Genomic DNA, 18,069 nt, shown 5'->3' with positions numbered 1-18,069 from the left:
GCGACCGCGCCACTTTCGCAACAGACCCTAGCCCTGCGCCTCCTCGTACGGTCCCCCCAGGTCCCACGCCTCGTACATCGCGTTCGCGAACGTCGCCGCGATCTTGTGTTCGCCGGAGGCGTTGGGGTGGGTGCCGTCGTAGGTGTCCCAGTGGATGTCGTACGACGGGGGTGGCGAGGCAAGGAGGAGAGGGGAACGGGGTTCGTCGAGGTCGGCGGCCGTCTTGGCGAGGAGTTCGTTGAAGCGGGCGACCTGGGCGGCGAAGGGGGCGTCGGACTCGGCGCGGACGTTGGGGGTGACCGGCAGGAGGACCATGCGGACGTGCGGGTTCGCCTCGCGGGCGGCCTCGACGAAGCGGCGGGTGTTCTCGGCGGTCTGCTCGGCGTTGGTGTAGAAGCCGAGGTCGATGAGGCCGAGGGAGACGAGGAGCACGTCCGCCCGGTGGCCCCGGACCGCGTCGGCGATCAACGGGGCCATGTGGAGCCAGCCCTCGCCCCAGCCGGCGAGGTGGGCGCGGGGGAAGCGGGGGTCGGTCCCGGCGTACTCGTACGACGTCGGCGCGTCCGTCGCCTTGTCGTGGAGCGTCTCGCGCGGTCCGACGATCTTGAAGGGGCCGTCGTACGTCGTGCGCAGGTGCTGCCAGAGCCGGTAGCGCCACGTGTGTTCGCCCGCGCTCCCGATCGTCATGGAGTCGCCTACGGGCATGAACCTGAGCATCCGCACATCATGAACGATCGCTACCGACCGGTACGACCTCTCGACGCAGAAGACCCCTGTGAACCCCGCCACGTGGGCCCCAGGCCCTCCAGAGGCGCGGGGAACTGCGCGAGAAACCCCCACCGACCCCGCACCCGACCACGTCCCCCACTCCCACGGCGCTCCGCCCACTCCCACGGCGCTCCCCCACCCCACCCGACGGAGCGAGATGGCAGGCTTGGGCCCATGCGCCGTCGCCCCCTCAACCACCCTCACCCCGTCCGCCGGTTCCGCGCGCCCCGCGCGGTCCGCGCCGGCTTCGCCGGTCTCGCCGCGGTCCTGCTCGCCGCCCTCCCGGCCGCGCCCGCGGCCGCCGACGAGGACGGGTTCACGATGAAGGACACCCGGATCACCGAGTCGAGCGGTCTCGCCGCGTCGCGCCAGCATCCGGGGGTCTACTGGACCCACAACGACAGCGACGACGGAGCGTTCCTCTACGCCGTCGACAGCAAGACGGGCGAGACGGTCGCAACGGTGACGATGACGGGCGTCGGCACCCCGCGTGACGTCGAGGCGATCTCCATGGGCCCGGGCAACAAGATCTACGTCGGCGACATCGGCGACAACCTCGGCGGCACCTGGGCGTACGTCTGGATCTACGAACTCCCGGAGCCGAAGGAGCTGAAGGACCAGACGATCAAGGCCACGCAGTACGTGGTCAAGTACGAGGACGGGGCGCGGGACGCGGAGGCGCTGATGGTGCATCCGAAGACCGGGCGGGTCTACATCGCGGACAAGAACGAGGAGGGCGGATCGCTGTACGAGGGCCCGGCCGACCTCTCCTCCTCCGGCACGAACGTGTTCAAGAAGGTCGCCTCCGTCCCCGACCTGGAGGTCACCGACGGCGCGTTCTCGCCGGACGGCAAGCAGCTCGCCCTGCGCGCGTACTTCGGCGGCATCCTCTACGACTGGAACGGCGGCAAGATCAAGAAGGCCGAGCGGCTGAACGTGCCCCTGCAACGGCAGGGCGAGTCGGTGACCTTCGCCACCGACGGCTCGAAGGTCATGTACGGCAGCGAGGGGGCGGGCAGCTCGGTCGTCGCGCGGGACGTGCCCGGCGGCTCCGGGAGCGGCGGCTCCGGCTCGTCGTCCTCCGGCGGGAAGGATTCCGGCACCACCGGGGCGGACGGCGAAGGGACCGGCTCCACCTTCAAGTTCGGCGCGCTCGCCGTGGCCGGCGGGGTCGTCGTCGTATGGGGCTTCAGGCGGCTGCGGCGCCCCTCCTCCTGAGCCTCCTATCCGCCTGATCCTCCGGGGCTCCTCGGTCTGCTGATCCTCCTGGGCCTCCTGGCCTCCTGAGTCACCTACCCGTCCTCTGCGTCCTCATCGGCCTCTGCGGCCTTCGCCGCCTCACCGGCCTCCGCGCCCGCGCGCCGACGGGTCACGAGCATCTCCAGCCCGTCCAGGACGCGCTGCAGGCCGAACTCGAAGTGGTCGAAGTCCGCGCCGAAGGCGTCCTCGGAGAGGCCGGCGAGGAGGGGGTAGCGGCCGGAGAGCATGAGCTGTTCGAGGACGGGCGCCTGGGCCTGCCAGAACTCCGCGTCGGTGAGACCGGTGCGGTGTTCGGCCTCCCGCTCGTAGAGCTGGGTGCGGGCGGCGCCGACGACATAGCTGTCCACGACGATGATCGCGGAGATCAGTTCGGGGTCGGTCAGCCCCATGGACTTGATGCGGGTGAGCACCTTCTCCATGCCGTCGAGCGCGCTCGGCCCGAGGACCGGGCGGGACTGGTTGACCTGCAGTAGCCAGGGGTGCCGGCGGTAGTGCGTCAGCGTCGTGCGGCCCATGGCCTCCAGGGCGGAGCGCCAGCCGCCGTCACCGAGGTCGGCGGGGTCCTCGGAGGGCCGCTGGACTCGGTCGAGCATCAGGTCCAGCAGTTCGCCCTTGCCGGGGAGGTAGCGGTACAGGGACATGGTCCCGGTGCCGAGTTCGGTGGCGACCCGGCGCATGGACAGGGCGTGCAGCCCCTCCGTGTCGGCGACCCGGATCGCCGCCTCCACGATCCGGTCCAGGGTGAGCCCCGGCTTCGGGCCGCGGCTGGGGCGCGGGCCGGTGTCCCAGAGCAGTTGCTGGGTGCGGACGATGTCGCCGCTGCCGCTGGTCTCCGTACCGTCCGCGGTCCCGCCCGCCGCGCCGCCCGCCGTACCGCTCCTGCCCCTTGTCATGTGGCCGAGTCTAGGTCCTCGCGAAAAAACTGGGTACGTCGTACGCGTAATCGGGTACGGTGTACCCAGTTCTTGTCCGGCGTCTGAAGGGGGACTCATGACCGAGGGACACGCGGTCCGGGCGGAGGGGCTGGAGAAGCGGTACGGGGAGAAGCGGGCGCTCGACGGATTCGACCTCGCCGTGCGCGAGGGCACGGTGCACGGCCTGCTCGGCCCGAACGGCGCGGGCAAGACCACCGCCGTCCGCATCCTCTCCACGCTGGTGCGCCTGGACGGCGGCAGGGCGGAGGTGGCCGGCATCGACGTGGTCCGGCACCCGCGCGAGGTGCGGGCGAGGATCGGCCTGACCGGTCAGTACGCCGCTGTGGACGAGGTGCTGACCGGCCGGCAGAACCTGGAGATGTTCGGGCGGCTTTTCCACCTGGGCGGGAGGCGGGCGAAGGCGCGGGCCGCCGAGCTGCTCGACCAGTTCGACCTCGTCGACGCGGCGGACAAGGGCGTCGGCACCTACAGCGGCGGTATGCGGCGCCGTCTCGACCTCGCCGCCTCGATGATCCTCACCCCGGCCGTCCTCTTCCTGGACGAGCCGACGACCGGCCTCGACCCGCGCGGCCGGAACGAGGTCTGGGAATCCGTACGGGCGTTGGTGGCGGGTGGCACGACCGTGCTGCTCACCACGCAGTATCTGGAGGAGGCGGACAGGCTCGCCTCGCGCATCACCGTGATCGACCGGGGGCGGACCATCGCCGACGACACCCCCGACGGGCTGAAGAGCGCGGTCGGCGGCGACCGTGTCGAGGTCGTCGTCGCCGAGCGCGCCGACATCCCGCGCGCGGTGAAGGCCGTCGCCCGGGTCTCGGACGGCGAACCGGAGTCGGACGACACCGAGTCGCGCGTCCACGCGCCGGTGACCGACCGCGTCGCGGCCCTCACCGAGGTGGCCCGCACCCTCCAGGACGAGGGTGTACGGGTCGTGGACATCGGCCTGCGCAGGCCGAGCCTGGACGACGTGTTCCTGCGCCTGACCGGTCACCGCGCGGAGAAGCCGGGAACCGCCGGGAGCGGGGACGGGAGCGGGGCAGACATCCGGAACGCCGGGAAGGGGAACGCCGCATGACCGCCGTCGACCTGGGCGCGCCGAGCGGGCGCGGCCGTACGTACTGGCTGCTCTCCGACGTCTGGAACATCGTCCGCCGGGGCCTGACCCACTACCGGCGCCAGCCGGTCAACATCGCCTGGCAGCTGGGCTTTCCCATCCTGTCCGTGCTGCTGTACGGCTATGTCTTCGGCAGCGCCGTGCGGGTGCCGGGCGGCGGGGACTACCGGGACTTCCTGATGCCGGGCATGTTCGTGATGACGATGGCCTTCGGGTTCATCAACACGGCGACGCTGGTGGTCCACGACTCCACCAAGGGGGTCATCGACCGCTTCCGCTCCATGCCGATGGCCCCGTCCGCGGTGGTCGCCGGGCGCGGTCTGACCGATCTGCTCGTCGCCTGCGCGGAGTTGGCCATCATGATGCTGACGGCGGTCGCGATGGGCTGGCGCCCGGACGGGGGCCTCGGCTTCCTGGCCGCGTTCGGCCTGCTCCTGTGGCTGCGCTTCGCCCTCATCTGGATCGGTGTCTGGCTGGGCCTGCTGGTCCCCAACCCGGAGGCGGCGGGCGGGCTGTTCGCGGTCGCCTTCCCGCTGACCATGATCTCCAGCATCTACGTCGCACCACAGCTGATGCCCGACTGGCTGGGCTGGGTCGCCGCCTGGAACCCGGTCTCCTCCACGGCCGCGGCGGCCCGCGACCTGTTCGGGACGCCGGCCGGCGGCGGTGACGCCTGGGTCGAGCGGAACGCGCTGCTGATGGCCGGGGTGTGGCCGCTGGTGCTGACGCTGGTCTTCCTGCCGCTGGCCGTGCGGCGCTTCAGGAAGCTCAGCAGCTGATCCGACGGACGGTCCGCGGATGCGTGAGGGGCGTCCGGCGCATAGGTGGCGCCGGACGCCTTGACGTGTCCATGTGATCTGTTTCCATGGGGAGTGCGGGTGATGGGAGCGCTCCCATCGATTCCGGGCCCGCCCCTCCCGAGGAGGAAGCAGCGACATGTTCCGCAGCTTACGGAGAACCCTGGGCGCCCTGTGCGCGGCCGCCGCCCTGCTGCTGCCCCTGGCCGGCGGCGCGCACCCGGCGTCGGCGGCCACCGCGTCGGATGCCGCCGAGGCCGGGGCCGGCTACTGGCGCACCAGCGGCCGCCAGATCCTGGACGCGAGCGGCCAGTCGGTCCGGATCGCCGGCATCAACTGGTTCGGCTTCGAGACCGCCAACCACGTCCCCCACGGCCTCTGGTCCCGCGACTACAAGAGCATGATCGACCAGATGAAGTCGCTGGGCTACAACACCCTCCGGATGCCCTACAGCGACGACATCCTCAAACCCGGCACCATGCCCGACAGCATCAACCACTCCGGCGGCAAGAACGCCGACCTCCAGGGCCTGACCTCGCTCCAGGTCCTGGACAAGATCGTCGCGTACGCCGGCCAGAGCGGACTGAAGGTCATCCTCGACCGTCACCGTCCGGACGCGGCGGGGCAGTCGGCGCTCTGGTACACCTCGGCCGTTCCCGAGACGACGTGGATCACCAACCTCAAGGCGCTGGCGACCCGTTACAAGGGGAACCCGACGGTCGTCGGCATCGACCTCCACAACGAGCCCCACGACCCCGCCTGCTGGGGCTGCGGCGACACGGCCAGGGACTGGCGCCTGGCCGCCCAGCGCGCCGGCAACGCGGTCCTGTCGGTCAACCCCGACCTGCTGATCCTCGTCGAGGGCGTCCAGACCTTCAACGGCGTCTCGGGCTGGTGGGGCGGCAACCTGATGGGGGTGGCGCAGTACCCGGTGCAACTCGACGTGGCGAACCGGGTGGTGTACTCGGCCCACGACTACGCCACCAGCGTCGCCCAGCAGGACTGGTTCAGCGATCCGTCCTTCCCGGCCAACATGCCGGGCATCTGGGACAAGTACTGGGGCTACATCTTCAAGCAGAACATCGCCCCGGTGTGGGTCGGCGAGTTCGGTACGACGCTCCAGTCCACGACCGACCAGAAGTGGCTGGCCGCCCTGGTCACCTACCTCCGCTCGACCTCCGCCCACGGCAACGACTCCTTCCACTGGACCTTCTGGTCCTGGAACCCCAACTCCGGTGACACCGGCGGCATCCTGAAGGACGACTGGCAGACGGTGGACACCGTCAAGGACGGCTATCTCGCGAGCGTCAAGGCTCCGGGCTTCCCGCCGGGCGGGGGCACCGGCCCCGGTGGCCCGGGAGATCCCGGTGACCCGGGCGGCGGCACGCCCGCCTGCACGGCCGCGTACACGGTCAGCAGCGACTGGGGCGGCGGCTTCAACGCCGAGGTGAAGGTCACCAACACCGGCACCACCGCCCTCTCCTCCTGGAAGGTCACCTGGACCTGGCCCGGCTCCCAGCGGGTGACGAACATGTGGAACGCGTCGTACACCCAGAGCGGCGCGACGGTCACCGCGACCAACGCCGCGCACAACGGCACGGTCGCCGCGGGCGGCTCGGCGAGCTTCGGCTTCGGGGGCGCGCCCGGGGGCGGGGGTGCGCCGAGTGTGAGTTGTACGGCCACGTGACGAGCGGGGGGTGAGAGGGCGCTCGGTGCACCCACCGGGCGCCCTCGTCGACGGCGGGGTGGGGCACCGCGATGACTGTCCGGATTGGTGCAACCGCCCCTTTCTGTGAGTCACTTGAGAGTAAGCATTGACTCAATTCGGTCAAGTCTTGGTCGAATGAGTTATTGCGGGGCGCCCTCTTCAGGAACCATGCGGCCTGGGCCGCGAACCTCGCGGACCTGCACCCCCCATCGTTCAGAGAGAACTTCATGAGAAGAAGCGCAGCCGTGCTGTGCGGCGCCGGCGTCGTTCTGGCCGGGACGCTCAGCGCCGTACCCGCCAACGCCAGCGGGTCGCCCTCCGCGAACACCGTCCAGGCCGCCGTCGCGAAGGTCGCCTGGAAGAAGTGCGCCACCGACAGCTCCCCGACGCTGCAGTGCGGCTCGGTGAAGGTGCCGCTCGACTACGCGAAGCCCAGCGGGAAGAAGATCACGCTGGCGCTGTCCCGCGTGCCGCACACCTCGAAGACGTTCCAGGGCCCGCTGCTGGTCAACCCCGGCGGCCCCGGTGGCAGCGGTACGGGTCTGGCGTCGTTCGTCGCCTCCTCGCTGCCGAAGAAGGTGGCGTCGCAGTACGACGTCATCGGCTTCGACCCGCGTGGAGTGGGCGCGAGCAAGCCCGCGCTGGACTGCAAGCCGGGCTACTTCGACCCGGTGCGTCCGGACTCCGTGCCGAGCACGTCCGCGATCGAGAAGGCCAACGTCAAGCGCGCCCAGTCCTTCGCCAAGGCGTGCGGCACGAAGTACAAGGACGTCCTGCCGTACATCAACACGATCAGCGCCGCGAAGGACCTGGACTCGATCCGTAAGGCCCTCGGCGCGAAGAAGATCAACTACTTCGGCTACTCGTACGGCACCTACCTCGGCGCGGTCTACGCCAAGCTGTACCCGTCGCGGGTGCGGCGCCTGGTGCTGGACTCGATCGTCGACCCGACGGGTGTCTGGTACCGGGACAACCTCGACCAGGACTACGCCTTCGACAAGCGCCACAAGGCGTTCATGAAGTGGGTCGCCAAGAACAACGCCACCTACAAGCTCGGCACCGACCCGAAGAAGATCGAGGCGCAGTGGTACGCCATGCGTGCCGCGCTCGCCAAGAAGCCGGTGGGCGGCTCGGTGAAGGTGGGTGCCTCGGAGCTGGAGGACACCTTCATCCCCGGCGGCTACTACAACGGCTACTGGCCGTTCCTCGCCGAGGCGTTCGCCGCCTACGTGGGGGACAAGAACTCCGACCCGCTGGTCGAGGCGTACCAGAACTTCGCGGCCATCGACTCCTCCGGTGACAACGGCTACAGCGTCTACGCCGCGGTGCAGTGCCGTGACGCGTCCTGGCCGCGTGACTGGAAGAAGTGGACCAAGGACAACTGGGCGGTCTACGAGAAGGCCCCGTTCATGGCCTGGAACAACGCCTGGTACAACGCGCCGTGCGCGTTCTGGCCGACCAAGTCGCTGAAGCCGGTGAACATCGCCAACTCCAAGCTGCCTCCGACGCTGCTGTTCCAGGCGACGGACGACGCGGCCACCCCGTACCAGGGTGGTGTCACCGTCCACAAGCTGCTGAAGAACTCCAGCCTGGTGGTCGAGCAGGGCGGCGGCAACCACGGCATCTCGCTGAGCGGCAACAGCTGCCTCGACAAGTACCTGGCGACGTACCTGACCAACGGCAAGGTGCCGCACGGCAAGGGCACGGCCGACGCCACCTGCAAGAAGCTGGCCGACCCGAAGCCGGCGGCCGCGGAGCAGTCGGCGCAGTCGACGCTCGGCACGGCACCGGGGAACGCCGCGACGAGCGGTGAGACCCTGCACGGCATACTCGGCTTCCGAGGCTGAGCATCGCCCCGTAACGGCGCGGGCATCGCCCCGTATCGGTGACGAGAAGGGCGCCCGGCACACGCTGCCGGGCGCCCTTCGGTGTCGTACGAGGCAGTGTTACAGCTTCTCGATCACGTAGTCGACGCAGTGGGTGAGGGCCTCGACGTCGTCCGGGGCGATGGCCGGGAACATGGCCACGCGGAGCTGGTTGCGGCCGAGCTTGCGGTAGGGCTCGGTGTCGACGATGCCGTTGGCGCGCAGGACCTTGGCCACGGCGGCGGCGTCGATCTCGTCCGAGAAGTCGATCGTGCCGATGACCTGGGAGCGCTTGGCCGCGTCCGTGACGAACGGGCTCGCGTACTTGCTCTCCTCCGCCCAGGTGTAGAGGCGGGTCGAGGAGTCCTTCGTGCGGGCCGTGGACCAGCTCAGACCGCCCTGGCCGTTGATCCACTTCAGCTGCTGGTCGAGCAGGAACAGGGTGGCCAGCGCCGGGGTGTTGTACGTCTGGTTCTTGCGGGAGTTGTCGATCGCCGTGGGGAGGCTGAAGAACTCCGGGATGTGACGGCCGGAGGCGTGGATCCGCTCGGCGCGCTCGATGGCGGCCGGGGAGAAGACGCCGATCCACAGGCCGCCGTCGGAGGCGAAGGACTTCTGCGGGGCGAAGTAGTAGACGTCGGTCTCGGCGATGTCGACGGGCAGGCCGCCGGCGCCGGACGTGGCGTCGACCAGGACGAGGGAGCCCTCGTCGGCGCCGGCCACGCGGTTCAGCGGGGCGGCGACACCGGTGGACGTCTCGTTGTGCGTGAAGGCGTAGACGTCGACGCCGGCCTCGGCGGCCGGCTCCGGGTGCGTGCCGGGGTCGGAGGAGACGACCGTCGGCTCGGCGAGCCAGGGGGCGAGCTTCGCGGCCTTGGCGAACTTCGAGCTGAACTCGCCGAAGGTCAGGTGCTGGCTCTTGTTCTCGATCAGGCCGTGGGTCGCGATGTCCCAGAAGGCCGTCGAGCCGCCGTTGCCGAGGACTACCTCGTAGCCCTCGGGGAGCGAGAACAGCTCGCTGATGCCGTCGCGGACCTGGCCGACCAGGTTCTTCACCGGGGCCTGGCGGTGGGAGGTGCCGAGCAGGGAGGTACCGGTCGCGGCCAGCGCGTCCAGCGCCTCCGTCCGCACCTTGGAGGGGCCCGCGCCGAAACGTCCGTCGGCGGGCTTGATGTCAGCGGGGATCTGGATATCAGCCACGGGCATGGAGCCTAGCGGCTCCGCGAAACGCGGGCGAAACGTCGTCCGTCGGGTGAGACGGGGCGCCGCGCTGCCAGGGCCGGGTGCCTGGTAGCTCGGGGGTGCGGGTTTCGTGGGCGTGGGCGGGTGCGGGCCCGCGGCTCGGGGGGCGAAGGGGCGCGGCCCCTGGAGGAGGGACGGGTAGGGGCGGCGGGGGCGACAGACCCGGCGTCAAGCCCCGCGCACCCTCCCCGGTGAGAACCGCACCGGCAGTTCCACCAGCCCCCGGAGCCAGGGGGACGTGCGTCGGGACAGGGAGGTGGGCGGGACCGCGAGGTCCAGGTCCGGGAGTCGGTCCAGGACGACTTCTATACCCGTACGGGCGATGACCTCGGCGGTCTCCTGGGCCGGGAACGGGCAGCGGTGCTCACCGTGGCCGAAGGAGAAGTGCGCGTTGTTGCCCCCGGTGAGCGCGTCCCCCCGCGTCCGCACACGCGGGTCGGAGTTGGCCCCCTGCAGGCCGAGCAGCACGAGGTCGCCCGCCCGGAGCAGCCGGCCGCCGAGCCGGGTGTCACGGGTGGTCCAGCGCCCGGCCGCGTTCTGGATCGGCGCGTCCTCCCACAGCACTTCGTTCATGGCCTCGGCCACACTGCTGCGACCGCCGAACAGCGACGCCGCGAAACGGTCGTCCGTCAGCATCAGGTGCAGGGAGTTGCCGATCCAGTCGGCGGTCGGCTGGTGCCCCACCGCCAGCATCACCATCACGTCGTGGGTGACCTCCTCGACCGTCACCTCGTACGCGCGCGCTCTCGCCAGCAGCCGGGAGACCACGTCGTCGCCGGGCTGCCGCAGGCGCTCCGACACCAGCCGGTCCATCGCCGTGCGCAGATATCCCTCCGCCGCCATCGCCCGGTCCTGCCCGTCGAGGATGTCGTTCAGCGCGGCCACGAGACCGGGGCCGTGGTCCTCCCGGAAACCGAAGAGGTACGCCAGCACCCGTACGGGCAGGGGCGCCGCGAACTGCCCCACCAGATCGGCCGCGCCCGCCCCGCACACCCCGTCGATCAACTCGTCCGCGAACCGCTCGACCTGGCCGCGCAGTTCGAGCGGCTCGACCGCCTCCAGCGCCTCCCCGATCAGCGCGGCACGCTGCCGGTGCCGTTCGCCGGTCGTGCCGAGCACCGAGGGCTGCTGCGGGCTGATCACGGGGAGCAGCGGCCAGTCGGCCGGGATGCTCCGCCACTGGTTCCACAGCCCGGAGTCCCGGCTGAACAGCTCCGGGTCGCTGGTCACCTGGTGCAGTTCGCGGTAGCCGAGCACCAGCCACGCCGGTACGCCCCCGTCGAGCAGTACGGGGGCCACCTCGCCGTGTTCCCGCCGCAGATCCCGGTAGAGCGGGGCGGGCGCACCCCGGAAGCGCGCACCGAGGAGGGGGACGGGGACGGACGCGGACGGCGGGGGCGGAGGCGTGGGGAACGGCCGGTCGTCGCCGTTCTCAGAGGTTGCGAAGTCCAACTAGCACCTGCTCCAGGATGTCCGGATCGATCAGCGTGGCGTGGTTCGGATGCCGGGCACTGACCCGGCCGGCCGCGAGGAGGTCGGAGAGCAGCACCTTCGTGATGCTCACCGGCAGCCGCAGCTCGGCGGCGATCTCCACGACCGCCGTCGGCCGCTCCGTCAGCCGCAGGATCGCCACATGCTCCGACTGCATGCCCGGCAGCGGCTGGCTCTCGGCCACCACCAGGGTCATCAGGTCGAACGATGTTCCGGAGGCCGAACGGCTGCGTCCCCCGGTGAGCGTGTAGAGCCGGTCGGGCAGGTCGTCCCTGCCGGGCCGGCTCATGACGTACGGGGCGCCAGAGCCGTAGCCGCGGTCGTCGTAGCGGTGTGCGCAGCGGCGGCGCCGCCCGTGATCGTCGTGTTCGTCGGTCCCGCGCCGGCCCGGTGACGCGGCTTCGTGCTCAGGTGCTCGCCGAGCTGTTCGATCAGCTCGCTCATGTTGTGGCCGACGAGACCGGGGTCGGCGTCCTCGTCCGTCACCACGGCCAGATGCGCGCCCTCGCCCGCCTCCACGATGAACAGGACCCCGCCGTGGAACTCCGCCATCGCCGAGCGCACGCCTCCGCTGCCGTCGCCGAACTCCACGGACGCCCCGTGGGAGAGCGACTGGATGCCGGCGGCGATCGCGGAGAGCTGGTCGGCCCGGTCGACGGACAGCTCGGGTGTACGGCAGAGCCTCAGGCCGTCCCGGGAGAGGACGAGCGCGTGCCGGGCACCCGGCGTGCGTTCCAGCAGTCCCTCCATGAGCCAGGTGAGCCTGTCGTCGGCGGTGGTGCCGATACCGGTACCGGTCATGGGGTGTGGTCGCCTTCCAGGTGGGGGTGCGTGCGCGGGTCCGGGGCGGGGAGCCGCTCTCCGGCCGGGTCGGGGGCCGGGTCCGGGTCGGGGTAGGACGGGGCGGGGAGGGACGCGGAGGCGGTGTCGCCGTCCGGGGCGGGGCGGCCGTCCCGTACGGGTTCCCAGGCCGGTTCCCGTACGGGATCCAGCTCCCATCTGGCCTCCCGTGCGGGGTCCGGCGCCCAGGGCAGCTCGGCGGCGGCCTCCGCCTGCCAGGCCGCCTCCTTCACCGCCTCCGGCTCCCACGCGAGTCCCCGCGAGGGCTCGGGCGCCCATCCGGTCTCCCGCACGGGCGGCCCGGGCTCCCAGGCCGCCTCCGGTACGGGTTCGGGTCCGGTCTCCCACGCCGCACCGGCCGCCGCGTTCCACTCGGGCTCCCGTACGGGCTCCAGCTCCGGCTGCCGCACGGTCTCGGCGGGCGGGGCGGTGTCCCGTACGGGTTCCAGGGCGGCGGCCGGCTCCGGTCCGGCCGATGTGTCGGGCACGTCGGGGGAGTCCTCGTCCCCAGCGGCCGTTCCCTGGACGAACGCCTGGTCCAGCCCGCCGCCCGTGCCACGCACCGCGCGGCGGAAGCTGCTGAAGCGGACCGCCCCGCTGCCGGCGTCCTCGGCGGGCCGGGAGGCCCGTACCGGCCGGCCGGCCGCGTCGGCGGCGGCCTGGGTACGGGCTTCCGCGTCGGCGAGGGACTGGCCGCGCCGACGGCGGGGGAGGCCGTCGGAGGGGGCGGGGGTCACGTCCGGGGCGCCCGGCCCAGGCGTGCTGCCGGAGCCGAACTCGTACTCCCCGGTGCCGAATTCGGAGCTGAGCGACGAGCTGAACGACGAACCCGACGCGGAACCCGACGAGGAACCGAACGGCGAACCTGACGAGGAACCGAACGGCGCATCGAACAGTGAGCCGGAGGGGGAGCCCGGCGAGGAACCGGACGTCGACGGGCCGGCCGGAGTGTCCGAGGCGTCCGGAGTGCCGGAGGCGGCCGGGTAGGGCGTCGGTGTCCCGTACCGGTAGCCGGACAGCGAGTCGATCAGGGCGTCGGCCACCGGGTCGGCGACGGGCGCGGCGGGGGCGTCCGTCGGGAACTCGTGGGTGGGCGTCGGCTCGGGGTCCAGGTCGTGCGGGGCGCGCACGCCCGCGTGGGGCGGGGGCGCGGACCTCGTGGGAGACGCCGTCGTGGGGGCCGTGGGGATCGTGCTCGCCAGGACGTCCTGCGGGATGAGCATCAGGACGCCCGTGCCGCCGCGCGCGGACGGGCGGAAGGAGATCCGCAGGCCGTGCTTGCGGGCGAGGCGGCCGACGACGGCGAGGCCGAGACGGGTGCCGGACAGGCTCGCCAGTTCGGTCGCCTCGCCCGACACGGCGCGTTCGGCGCGCCGGAGCTGGACGTCCCCCATGACGAGTCCGGAGTCCTCGACGGAGATGATCGCGCCGGCCGGGACCTCCTCGACGTACACATGGACCTCGGCGGTCGGCGGTGAGAAGTTGGCCGCGTTGTCGAGGAGTTCGGCGAGCGCGTGCATGACGCCCTCGGCGGCGTGACCGGCGACGGCGGCCTCGCTGGAGGAGTGCAGCCGGACCCGGCGGTAGGCGCCGATACGGCCCATCGCGCCGCGCAGGATCGACTCCATCGGGATCGGGCGCGCCCAGCGGCGGCCCGAACGGGCGCCCGCGAGGACGGCGACGGAGTCGGCGAGACGGCCCGCCTGGGCGGTGCGGTGGTCGAGGTGGAGGAGGTCGGCGAGGACGTCTTCGTCGGCGTGACGTTCCTCCATGGCACGGAGGTCGGCGAGCGTGCCGGTGGCGAGGGCCTGCATCCGGCCGGCCACGTTGGCGGTGACGGCGAGGAGGGCGGACCGCTCGGTCTCGGCCTGTCTGGCGCGTTCCGCGAGCAGAGCCCGCTCCTGGGTGATCTCCTCCGCCGTACGGTCCCGTTCGTCGGACAGCCGTGCGCGCTCGCGCTCGGACTCCGTCGTCAGCCGTACCCGCTCCCGGGCGAACTCGGCCGCGATCCGCGCCCGCTCCTGGACGAACTCCTCGGTCAGCCGCCCTCGTTCCTGCGCGAACTCCTCGGCCGTCCGCGCCCGTTCCCGCAGCAGCAGACCGGCCTCCTGGGAGACGGCGTTCAGCCGGTGACGCAGCAGGCGCACCGACACGCGCGCGTGCACGGCGACCGCGACGGCGGCCGTGAGCAGCAGCACCGCCGCGCCGGCGCCCCCGGCGAGGGGCAGGCGCACGGACTGGGGCGCCACCGCGACCGCGGCCCCGGCGGCGGTCACGGAGAGCAGGGCGGTCACCAGGGGAAGGGGAAGGACTGAGCGCGGGGCGGGGCGTTCGCCTGGTGAGCGAGGGGAGCTGGGCGCGGTCATCGGCTGGTGTCCTCGGTCGGTTCTGAACTCGGTAACTCAGTCGGTTCCTGGATTCGGTAACTCGGTCGGTCCCTGAACGAGAAGCGACGTCTGGTGCTCAATTGGGCGTCACTATATGGGAGTTCGTGACGGGGGTTGGCCGGTTTCCGGTTAGCTCTCCGGAATCAAGCCAACGTCCCCGGTGAGCGGCGCGCCGCCTTTCCGCCCGTCACGCCGTCGCCTCACCGTCACTGTCAGTGGTCGGGTGCATCCTGGGACGCATGACGGAACTCGGGGGCAGGACGGGCGGGGGAGGCGCGGCCGCGCGGGACACGGCAGGTGACGCGGACGCGGCGGCACTGCGGGCCGCGCTGCCGGCCGCGCTGCGGGCGGCCGGCGTGCGCGGCGAGGCCGCCTTCGGCGTGACGGCACGCGCGCTGATGACCATGGACGCGTCCAACTACCGGCGGGTGCCGCTGGGCGTGGTCGCGCCCCGGGACACGGACGACGTGGCGGCCGTCCTGTCCGTGTGCAGGGAGCACCGTGTCCCGGTCGTCGCACGCGGCGGCGGCACCTCGATCGCCGGGCAGGCCACGGGCACGGGCGTGGTGCTGGACTTCACCCGCCACATGAACCGACTGGTCTCCCTCGACCCCCGGGCGCGCACGGCGGTCGTCCAGCCGGGCCTGGTCCTGGACCGGCTCCAGGAGGCCGCGGCCCCGCACGGCCTCCGCTTCGGCCCCGACCCCTCCACCCACAGCCGCTGCACCCTCGGCGGCATGATCGGCAACAACTCCTGCGGCTCGCACTCGGTCGCCTGGGGCACGACGGCCGACAGCGTGCGCGCACTGTCGGTGACCGACGCCAGGGGCGAGGCGCGGCGGCTCGGGCAGGGCTGGGCGGGCGCGCCGGCCGGCCTGCGCCCGCTGGTGGAGCGAGAACTGGCCCGCCTGCGCACCGGCTTCCCCGACCTCCCCCGCCGTATCTCCGGCTACGCCCTCGACGCCCTCCTCCCGGAGAACGGCTCGGACGTGGCCCGCTCCTTCTGCGGCTCCGAGGGCACGCTCGGCGTGCTCACGGAAGCGGTCGTACGTCTCGTCGAGGCACCCCGCGCGCGTGCCCTGGCCGTCCTGGCGTACGCCGACGAGAGCGCGGCGGCGGAGGCGGCCCCCGGCCTGCTGCCGCATCGCCCGCTCACGGTGGAGGGCATGGCCGCGGACCTCGTCCCGCCGGGGACGGCCGGCCTCCCAGCGGGCGGGGCCTGGCTGTTCGTGGAGACGGGGGGCGCCACGCCCGCCGAGGCGCGGGCGCACGCCGCCGCGATCGTCCGTGCGGCCGAGGCCGCCGGCGCGCTCGTGGTGACGGACCCCGCCGCCCAGCGCGCGCTGTGGCGCGTCCGCGAGGACGCGAGCGGTACGGCGACCCGGATGCCCGACGGCACGGAGGCGTGGCCGGGCTGGGAGGACTGCGCGGTGCCACCGGCCCGGCTCGGCGCCTACCTGAAGGACTTCCGGGGCCTGCTGCGCGCACACGACCTGCGGGGCACGCCCTACGGCCACTTCGGCGACGGCTGCATCCACGTCCGTGTCGACTTCGACCTGCTGACCCCGGCGGGCATCGCCCGCTTCCGCCGGTTCTCCGAGCAAATGGCCGAAATGGTCACCTCGCACGGCGGCTCCCTCTCCGGCGAACACGGCGACGGCCAGGCCCGCGCCGAACTCCTGCCGACGATGTACGGGCCCGAGATGGTCCGGCTGTTCGAGCGGGTGAAGGGGATCTGGGACCCCGACGACCTCCTCAACCCCGGCATGCTCGTCCGCCCGGCCCCCCTCGACGCGAACCTGCGCTTCGCGGTCCTGCCGCGTACACCCGTGCCGGTGGAGTTCGCCTACCCGGACGACGGCGGGGACTTCTCGGCGGCGGTCCGGCGCTGCGTGGGCGTCGCCAAGTGCCGGACGACCGAGGTGAGTCCGGCGTCCGGAGCCGTCATGTGCCCCTCATTCCGCGCGACAGGCGAGGAGGAGCACTCCACCCGGGGCCGGGCCCGCCTGCTGCACGAGATGCTGGCCGGCGAGGTGGTCACCGACGGCTGGCGCTCACCGGAGGTCCGGGACGCTCTCGACCTCTGCCTCTCCTGCAAGGGCTGCCGCTCCGACTGCCCGGTCGGCGTCGACATGGCCACGTACAAGGCGGAGTTCCTCCACCACCACTACGCCGGCCGCCGCCGCCCGGCCGCCCACCACACGATGGGCCGGCTGCCGCTCTGGCTCGGCCTGGTCGCACGCACGCGCACGGCCGCACTGGTCAACCTCCTCGCCGGTGTGCGCCCCGTGGCCGCGCTCGCGAAACGGCTGGGCGGGATCGCGCGGGAGCGGGAGCTGCCCCGGCTCGCGAGGGTGCCGTTCACGCGGTGGTACGAGCGGTCGCCCGGGGAGCGGAGGAGGCCGGAGCCGGCGGACGAGGAGCGCGCGGCACCGGCCGGACCCACCACCGTCCTCCTGTGGACCGACACCTTTACGGAACACCTCTCGCCGTCCGTGGGGCAGGCGGCGCTGAAGGTGCTGGAGGCGGCCGGTCTGCGAGTGATCGTGCCGCCGGCGCCGTCGACGAGGAGGGGGCCCGCCCGGGCACGGCGGTCGGACGCGATCCGACGGGAGGCCGGAGGCGAGGAGGCCGCCCTCACCCGGGCACGGCTCCCCCGGCCGCCGTTCGCGACGCGCGCGGGCCGGGTCTGCTGCGGGCTGACCTACATCTCGACGGGCCAGCTCGACCGGGCCCGCGCGGTGCTGCGCCGCACCCTCGACACGCTGGACGTGCTCGACGCGCCCACGAGCCCGGCGGCGCGGCGTCGACCGCCGGACGAGGACCGGGGACCCACTCCCCCTGCCCTGCCCGTCGTCGTCCTCGAACCGAGCTGCGCGGCGACGCTCCGCACCGACCTGCCCGAACTGCTCCCCGACGACCCCCGGGCCCACCGGCTCGCCGCCTCGGTCCTCACCTTCGCGGAGGCGCTCGAACGCCACGCCCCGCACTGGACCCCGCCCGTCATCGGCCGCCCGGTCGTCGGCCAGACCCACTGCCACCAGCACGCGGTCCTGGGCGACGCCCCCGACCGCCGCCTGCGCACCGCCGCCGGTCTCACCGGCGACCTCAGCGGAGGCTGCTGCGGCCTCGCCGGCAACTTCGGCTTCGAGAAGGGGCACTACGAGGTCTCCGTCGCCTGCGCGGAGGACCAGCTCCTCCCGGCGGTACGGGACGCGTCCGACGACGCGCTCGTCCTGGCGGACGGCTTCTCGTGCCGGACACAGCTGGAGCAGCTGGCGGGCAGACGGGGGCTGCACCTGGCGGAGGTGCTGGCGGAAGGGCTGGACGAGGAGCGCGGGTGAAACAGCTCCTGCAGCACCGAGCCGCTCCGAGCCACCGGGCGGGCGCCCGGTGATGCGGGACGTTCGCCCCCTGTCCCGGGCTGGTCGCCACGCCGTGCGGTCAGTGCCGGGTGTCCCACGCCGAGGGAGGCTCCGTGTGTCCGTGGACGCGCACACCCGCTCCACCAGCGTGCGCACCTGCCCCCGCACCCACTGCTCCGAGGTTTCGAGATCTCCCCGCAGCCGGGAGAGCAAACAGTCACGCCTGTCACCGCGTGCGTGTGAGGTATGCGCAAGGAGCGCCAGGTCCGGCCCTTGCCCTGCGGAGGCCCGCTACAG

Annotated in this window: 13 protein-coding genes; 6 read left to right on the top strand and 7 right to left on the bottom strand. The window is 72.4% G+C overall.

Annotated features, from left to right (window positions below; translation table 11 throughout):
* Positions 1–27: 27 nt before the first annotated feature.
* On the bottom strand, positions 28–717 hold the full coding sequence (locus tag ACZ6BB_RS25865; RefSeq protein WP_471617548.1) for a GDSL-type esterase/lipase family protein: 690 nt from the start codon (positions 715–717) through the stop codon (positions 28–30).
* Positions 718–942: 225 nt separating this feature from the next.
* Here ACZ6BB_RS25865 and ACZ6BB_RS25860 point away from each other — a divergent pair, with 225 nt between their 5' ends.
* Positions 943–1,986, top strand: a complete 1,044-nt coding sequence (locus ACZ6BB_RS25860) for a WD40 repeat domain-containing protein (RefSeq protein ID WP_471617547.1) — start codon at positions 943–945, stop codon at positions 1,984–1,986.
* 74 nt (positions 1,987–2,060) lie between these two features.
* Here ACZ6BB_RS25860 and ACZ6BB_RS25855 read toward each other — a convergent pair whose 3' ends face one another.
* On the bottom strand, positions 2,061–2,921 hold the full coding sequence (locus ACZ6BB_RS25855) for a TetR/AcrR family transcriptional regulator (RefSeq protein ID WP_471617546.1): 861 nt from the start codon (positions 2,919–2,921) through the stop codon (positions 2,061–2,063).
* 97 nt (positions 2,922–3,018) lie between these two features.
* Between ACZ6BB_RS25855 and ACZ6BB_RS25850 the strand changes: the two genes are divergently transcribed.
* The 4 genes from ACZ6BB_RS25850 (at position 3,019) to ACZ6BB_RS25835 (ending at position 8,429) form a co-directional block, all read left to right on the top strand.
* A complete protein-coding gene (locus ACZ6BB_RS25850) occupies positions 3,019–4,038 on the top strand; it encodes an ATP-binding cassette domain-containing protein (protein ID WP_471617545.1) in 1,020 nt (339 codons plus the stop codon).
* Positions 4,035–4,856: an ABC transporter permease gene (locus ACZ6BB_RS25845; protein ID WP_471617544.1), complete on the top strand. Its 822-nt coding sequence runs from the start codon at positions 4,035–4,037 to the stop codon at positions 4,854–4,856. The genes ACZ6BB_RS25850 and ACZ6BB_RS25845 overlap by 4 nt, the downstream gene beginning before the upstream one ends.
* A 157-nt stretch (positions 4,857–5,013) precedes the next feature.
* Positions 5,014–6,561 (top strand): cellulase family glycosylhydrolase, encoded by a 1,548-nt coding sequence (locus tag ACZ6BB_RS25840; protein ID WP_471617543.1) that lies wholly within the window; start codon positions 5,014–5,016, stop codon positions 6,559–6,561.
* A gap of 248 nt (positions 6,562–6,809) precedes the next feature.
* Complete coding sequence (locus tag ACZ6BB_RS25835; RefSeq protein ID WP_471617542.1) at positions 6,810–8,429, top strand: alpha/beta hydrolase; 1,620 nt, start codon at positions 6,810–6,812, stop codon at positions 8,427–8,429.
* 99 nt (positions 8,430–8,528) lie between these two features.
* Here ACZ6BB_RS25835 and serC read toward each other — a convergent pair whose 3' ends face one another.
* The 5 genes from serC to ACZ6BB_RS25810 all read right to left on the bottom strand — a co-directional run bounded on the left by serC (position 8,529) and on the right by ACZ6BB_RS25810 (position 14,314).
* Positions 8,529–9,647: a phosphoserine transaminase gene (gene serC, locus ACZ6BB_RS25830; protein WP_471617541.1), complete on the bottom strand. Its 1,119-nt coding sequence runs from the start codon at positions 9,645–9,647 to the stop codon at positions 8,529–8,531.
* 210 nt (positions 9,648–9,857) lie between these two features.
* Positions 9,858–11,141, bottom strand: a complete 1,284-nt coding sequence (locus tag ACZ6BB_RS25825; protein WP_471617540.1) for a cytochrome P450 — start codon at positions 11,139–11,141, stop codon at positions 9,858–9,860.
* Entirely contained in the window at positions 11,122–11,469 is a 348-nt protein-coding gene (locus ACZ6BB_RS25820; RefSeq protein ID WP_471617539.1) for a DUF742 domain-containing protein, read from the bottom strand. The genes ACZ6BB_RS25825 and ACZ6BB_RS25820 overlap by 20 nt, the downstream gene beginning before the upstream one ends.
* Positions 11,466–11,981, bottom strand: coding sequence for a roadblock/LC7 domain-containing protein (locus ACZ6BB_RS25815; protein WP_471617538.1), 516 nt, complete (start codon positions 11,979–11,981; stop codon positions 11,466–11,468). Before ACZ6BB_RS25815 ends, ACZ6BB_RS25820 begins: the two co-directional genes overlap by 4 nt.
* Positions 11,978–14,314 carry a sensor histidine kinase gene (locus ACZ6BB_RS25810; RefSeq protein ID WP_471617537.1) on the bottom strand — a complete coding sequence of 779 codons (2,337 nt, stop codon included), beginning with the start codon at positions 14,312–14,314 and terminating at the stop codon, positions 11,978–11,980. Before ACZ6BB_RS25810 ends, ACZ6BB_RS25815 begins: the two co-directional genes overlap by 4 nt.
* A gap of 332 nt (positions 14,315–14,646) precedes the next feature.
* Between ACZ6BB_RS25810 and ACZ6BB_RS25805 the strand changes: the two genes are divergently transcribed.
* Positions 14,647–17,751, top strand: a complete 3,105-nt coding sequence (locus ACZ6BB_RS25805; protein ID WP_471617536.1) for an FAD-binding and (Fe-S)-binding domain-containing protein — start codon at positions 14,647–14,649, stop codon at positions 17,749–17,751.
* Positions 17,752–18,069 lie beyond the last annotated feature (318 nt).

It is taken from the genome of Streptomyces sp. NPDC041108, from assembly GCF_055592645.1.
This window is presented reverse-complemented; position numbering and strand designations above follow the sequence as displayed.

What these genes read in the sequence shown, in the direction of transcription:
- ACZ6BB_RS25840 (WP_471617543.1), top strand. Translation starts at nt 5,014, where the DNA reads ATGTTCCGCAGCTTACGGAGAACCCTGGGCGCCCTGTGCGCGGCCGCC.
- ACZ6BB_RS25860 (WP_471617547.1), top strand. Translation starts at nt 943, where the DNA reads ATGCGCCGTCGCCCCCTCAACCACCCTCACCCCGTCCGCCGGTTCCGC.
- ACZ6BB_RS25815 (WP_471617538.1), bottom strand. Translation starts at nt 11,981, where the DNA reads ATGACCGGTACCGGTATCGGCACCACCGCCGACGACAGGCTCACCTGG.
- ACZ6BB_RS25850 (WP_471617545.1), top strand. Translation starts at nt 3,019, where the DNA reads ATGACCGAGGGACACGCGGTCCGGGCGGAGGGGCTGGAGAAGCGGTAC.
- ACZ6BB_RS25805 (WP_471617536.1), top strand. Translation starts at nt 14,647, where the DNA reads ATGACGGAACTCGGGGGCAGGACGGGCGGGGGAGGCGCGGCCGCGCGG.
- ACZ6BB_RS25835 (WP_471617542.1), top strand. Translation starts at nt 6,810, where the DNA reads ATGAGAAGAAGCGCAGCCGTGCTGTGCGGCGCCGGCGTCGTTCTGGCC.
- ACZ6BB_RS25845 (WP_471617544.1), top strand. Translation starts at nt 4,035, where the DNA reads ATGACCGCCGTCGACCTGGGCGCGCCGAGCGGGCGCGGCCGTACGTAC.
- ACZ6BB_RS25855 (WP_471617546.1), bottom strand. Translation starts at nt 2,921, where the DNA reads ATGACAAGGGGCAGGAGCGGTACGGCGGGCGGCGCGGCGGGCGGGACC.
- ACZ6BB_RS25820 (WP_471617539.1), bottom strand. Translation starts at nt 11,469, where the DNA reads ATGAGCCGGCCCGGCAGGGACGACCTGCCCGACCGGCTCTACACGCTC.
- ACZ6BB_RS25865 (WP_471617548.1), bottom strand. Translation starts at nt 717, where the DNA reads ATGCTCAGGTTCATGCCCGTAGGCGACTCCATGACGATCGGGAGCGCG.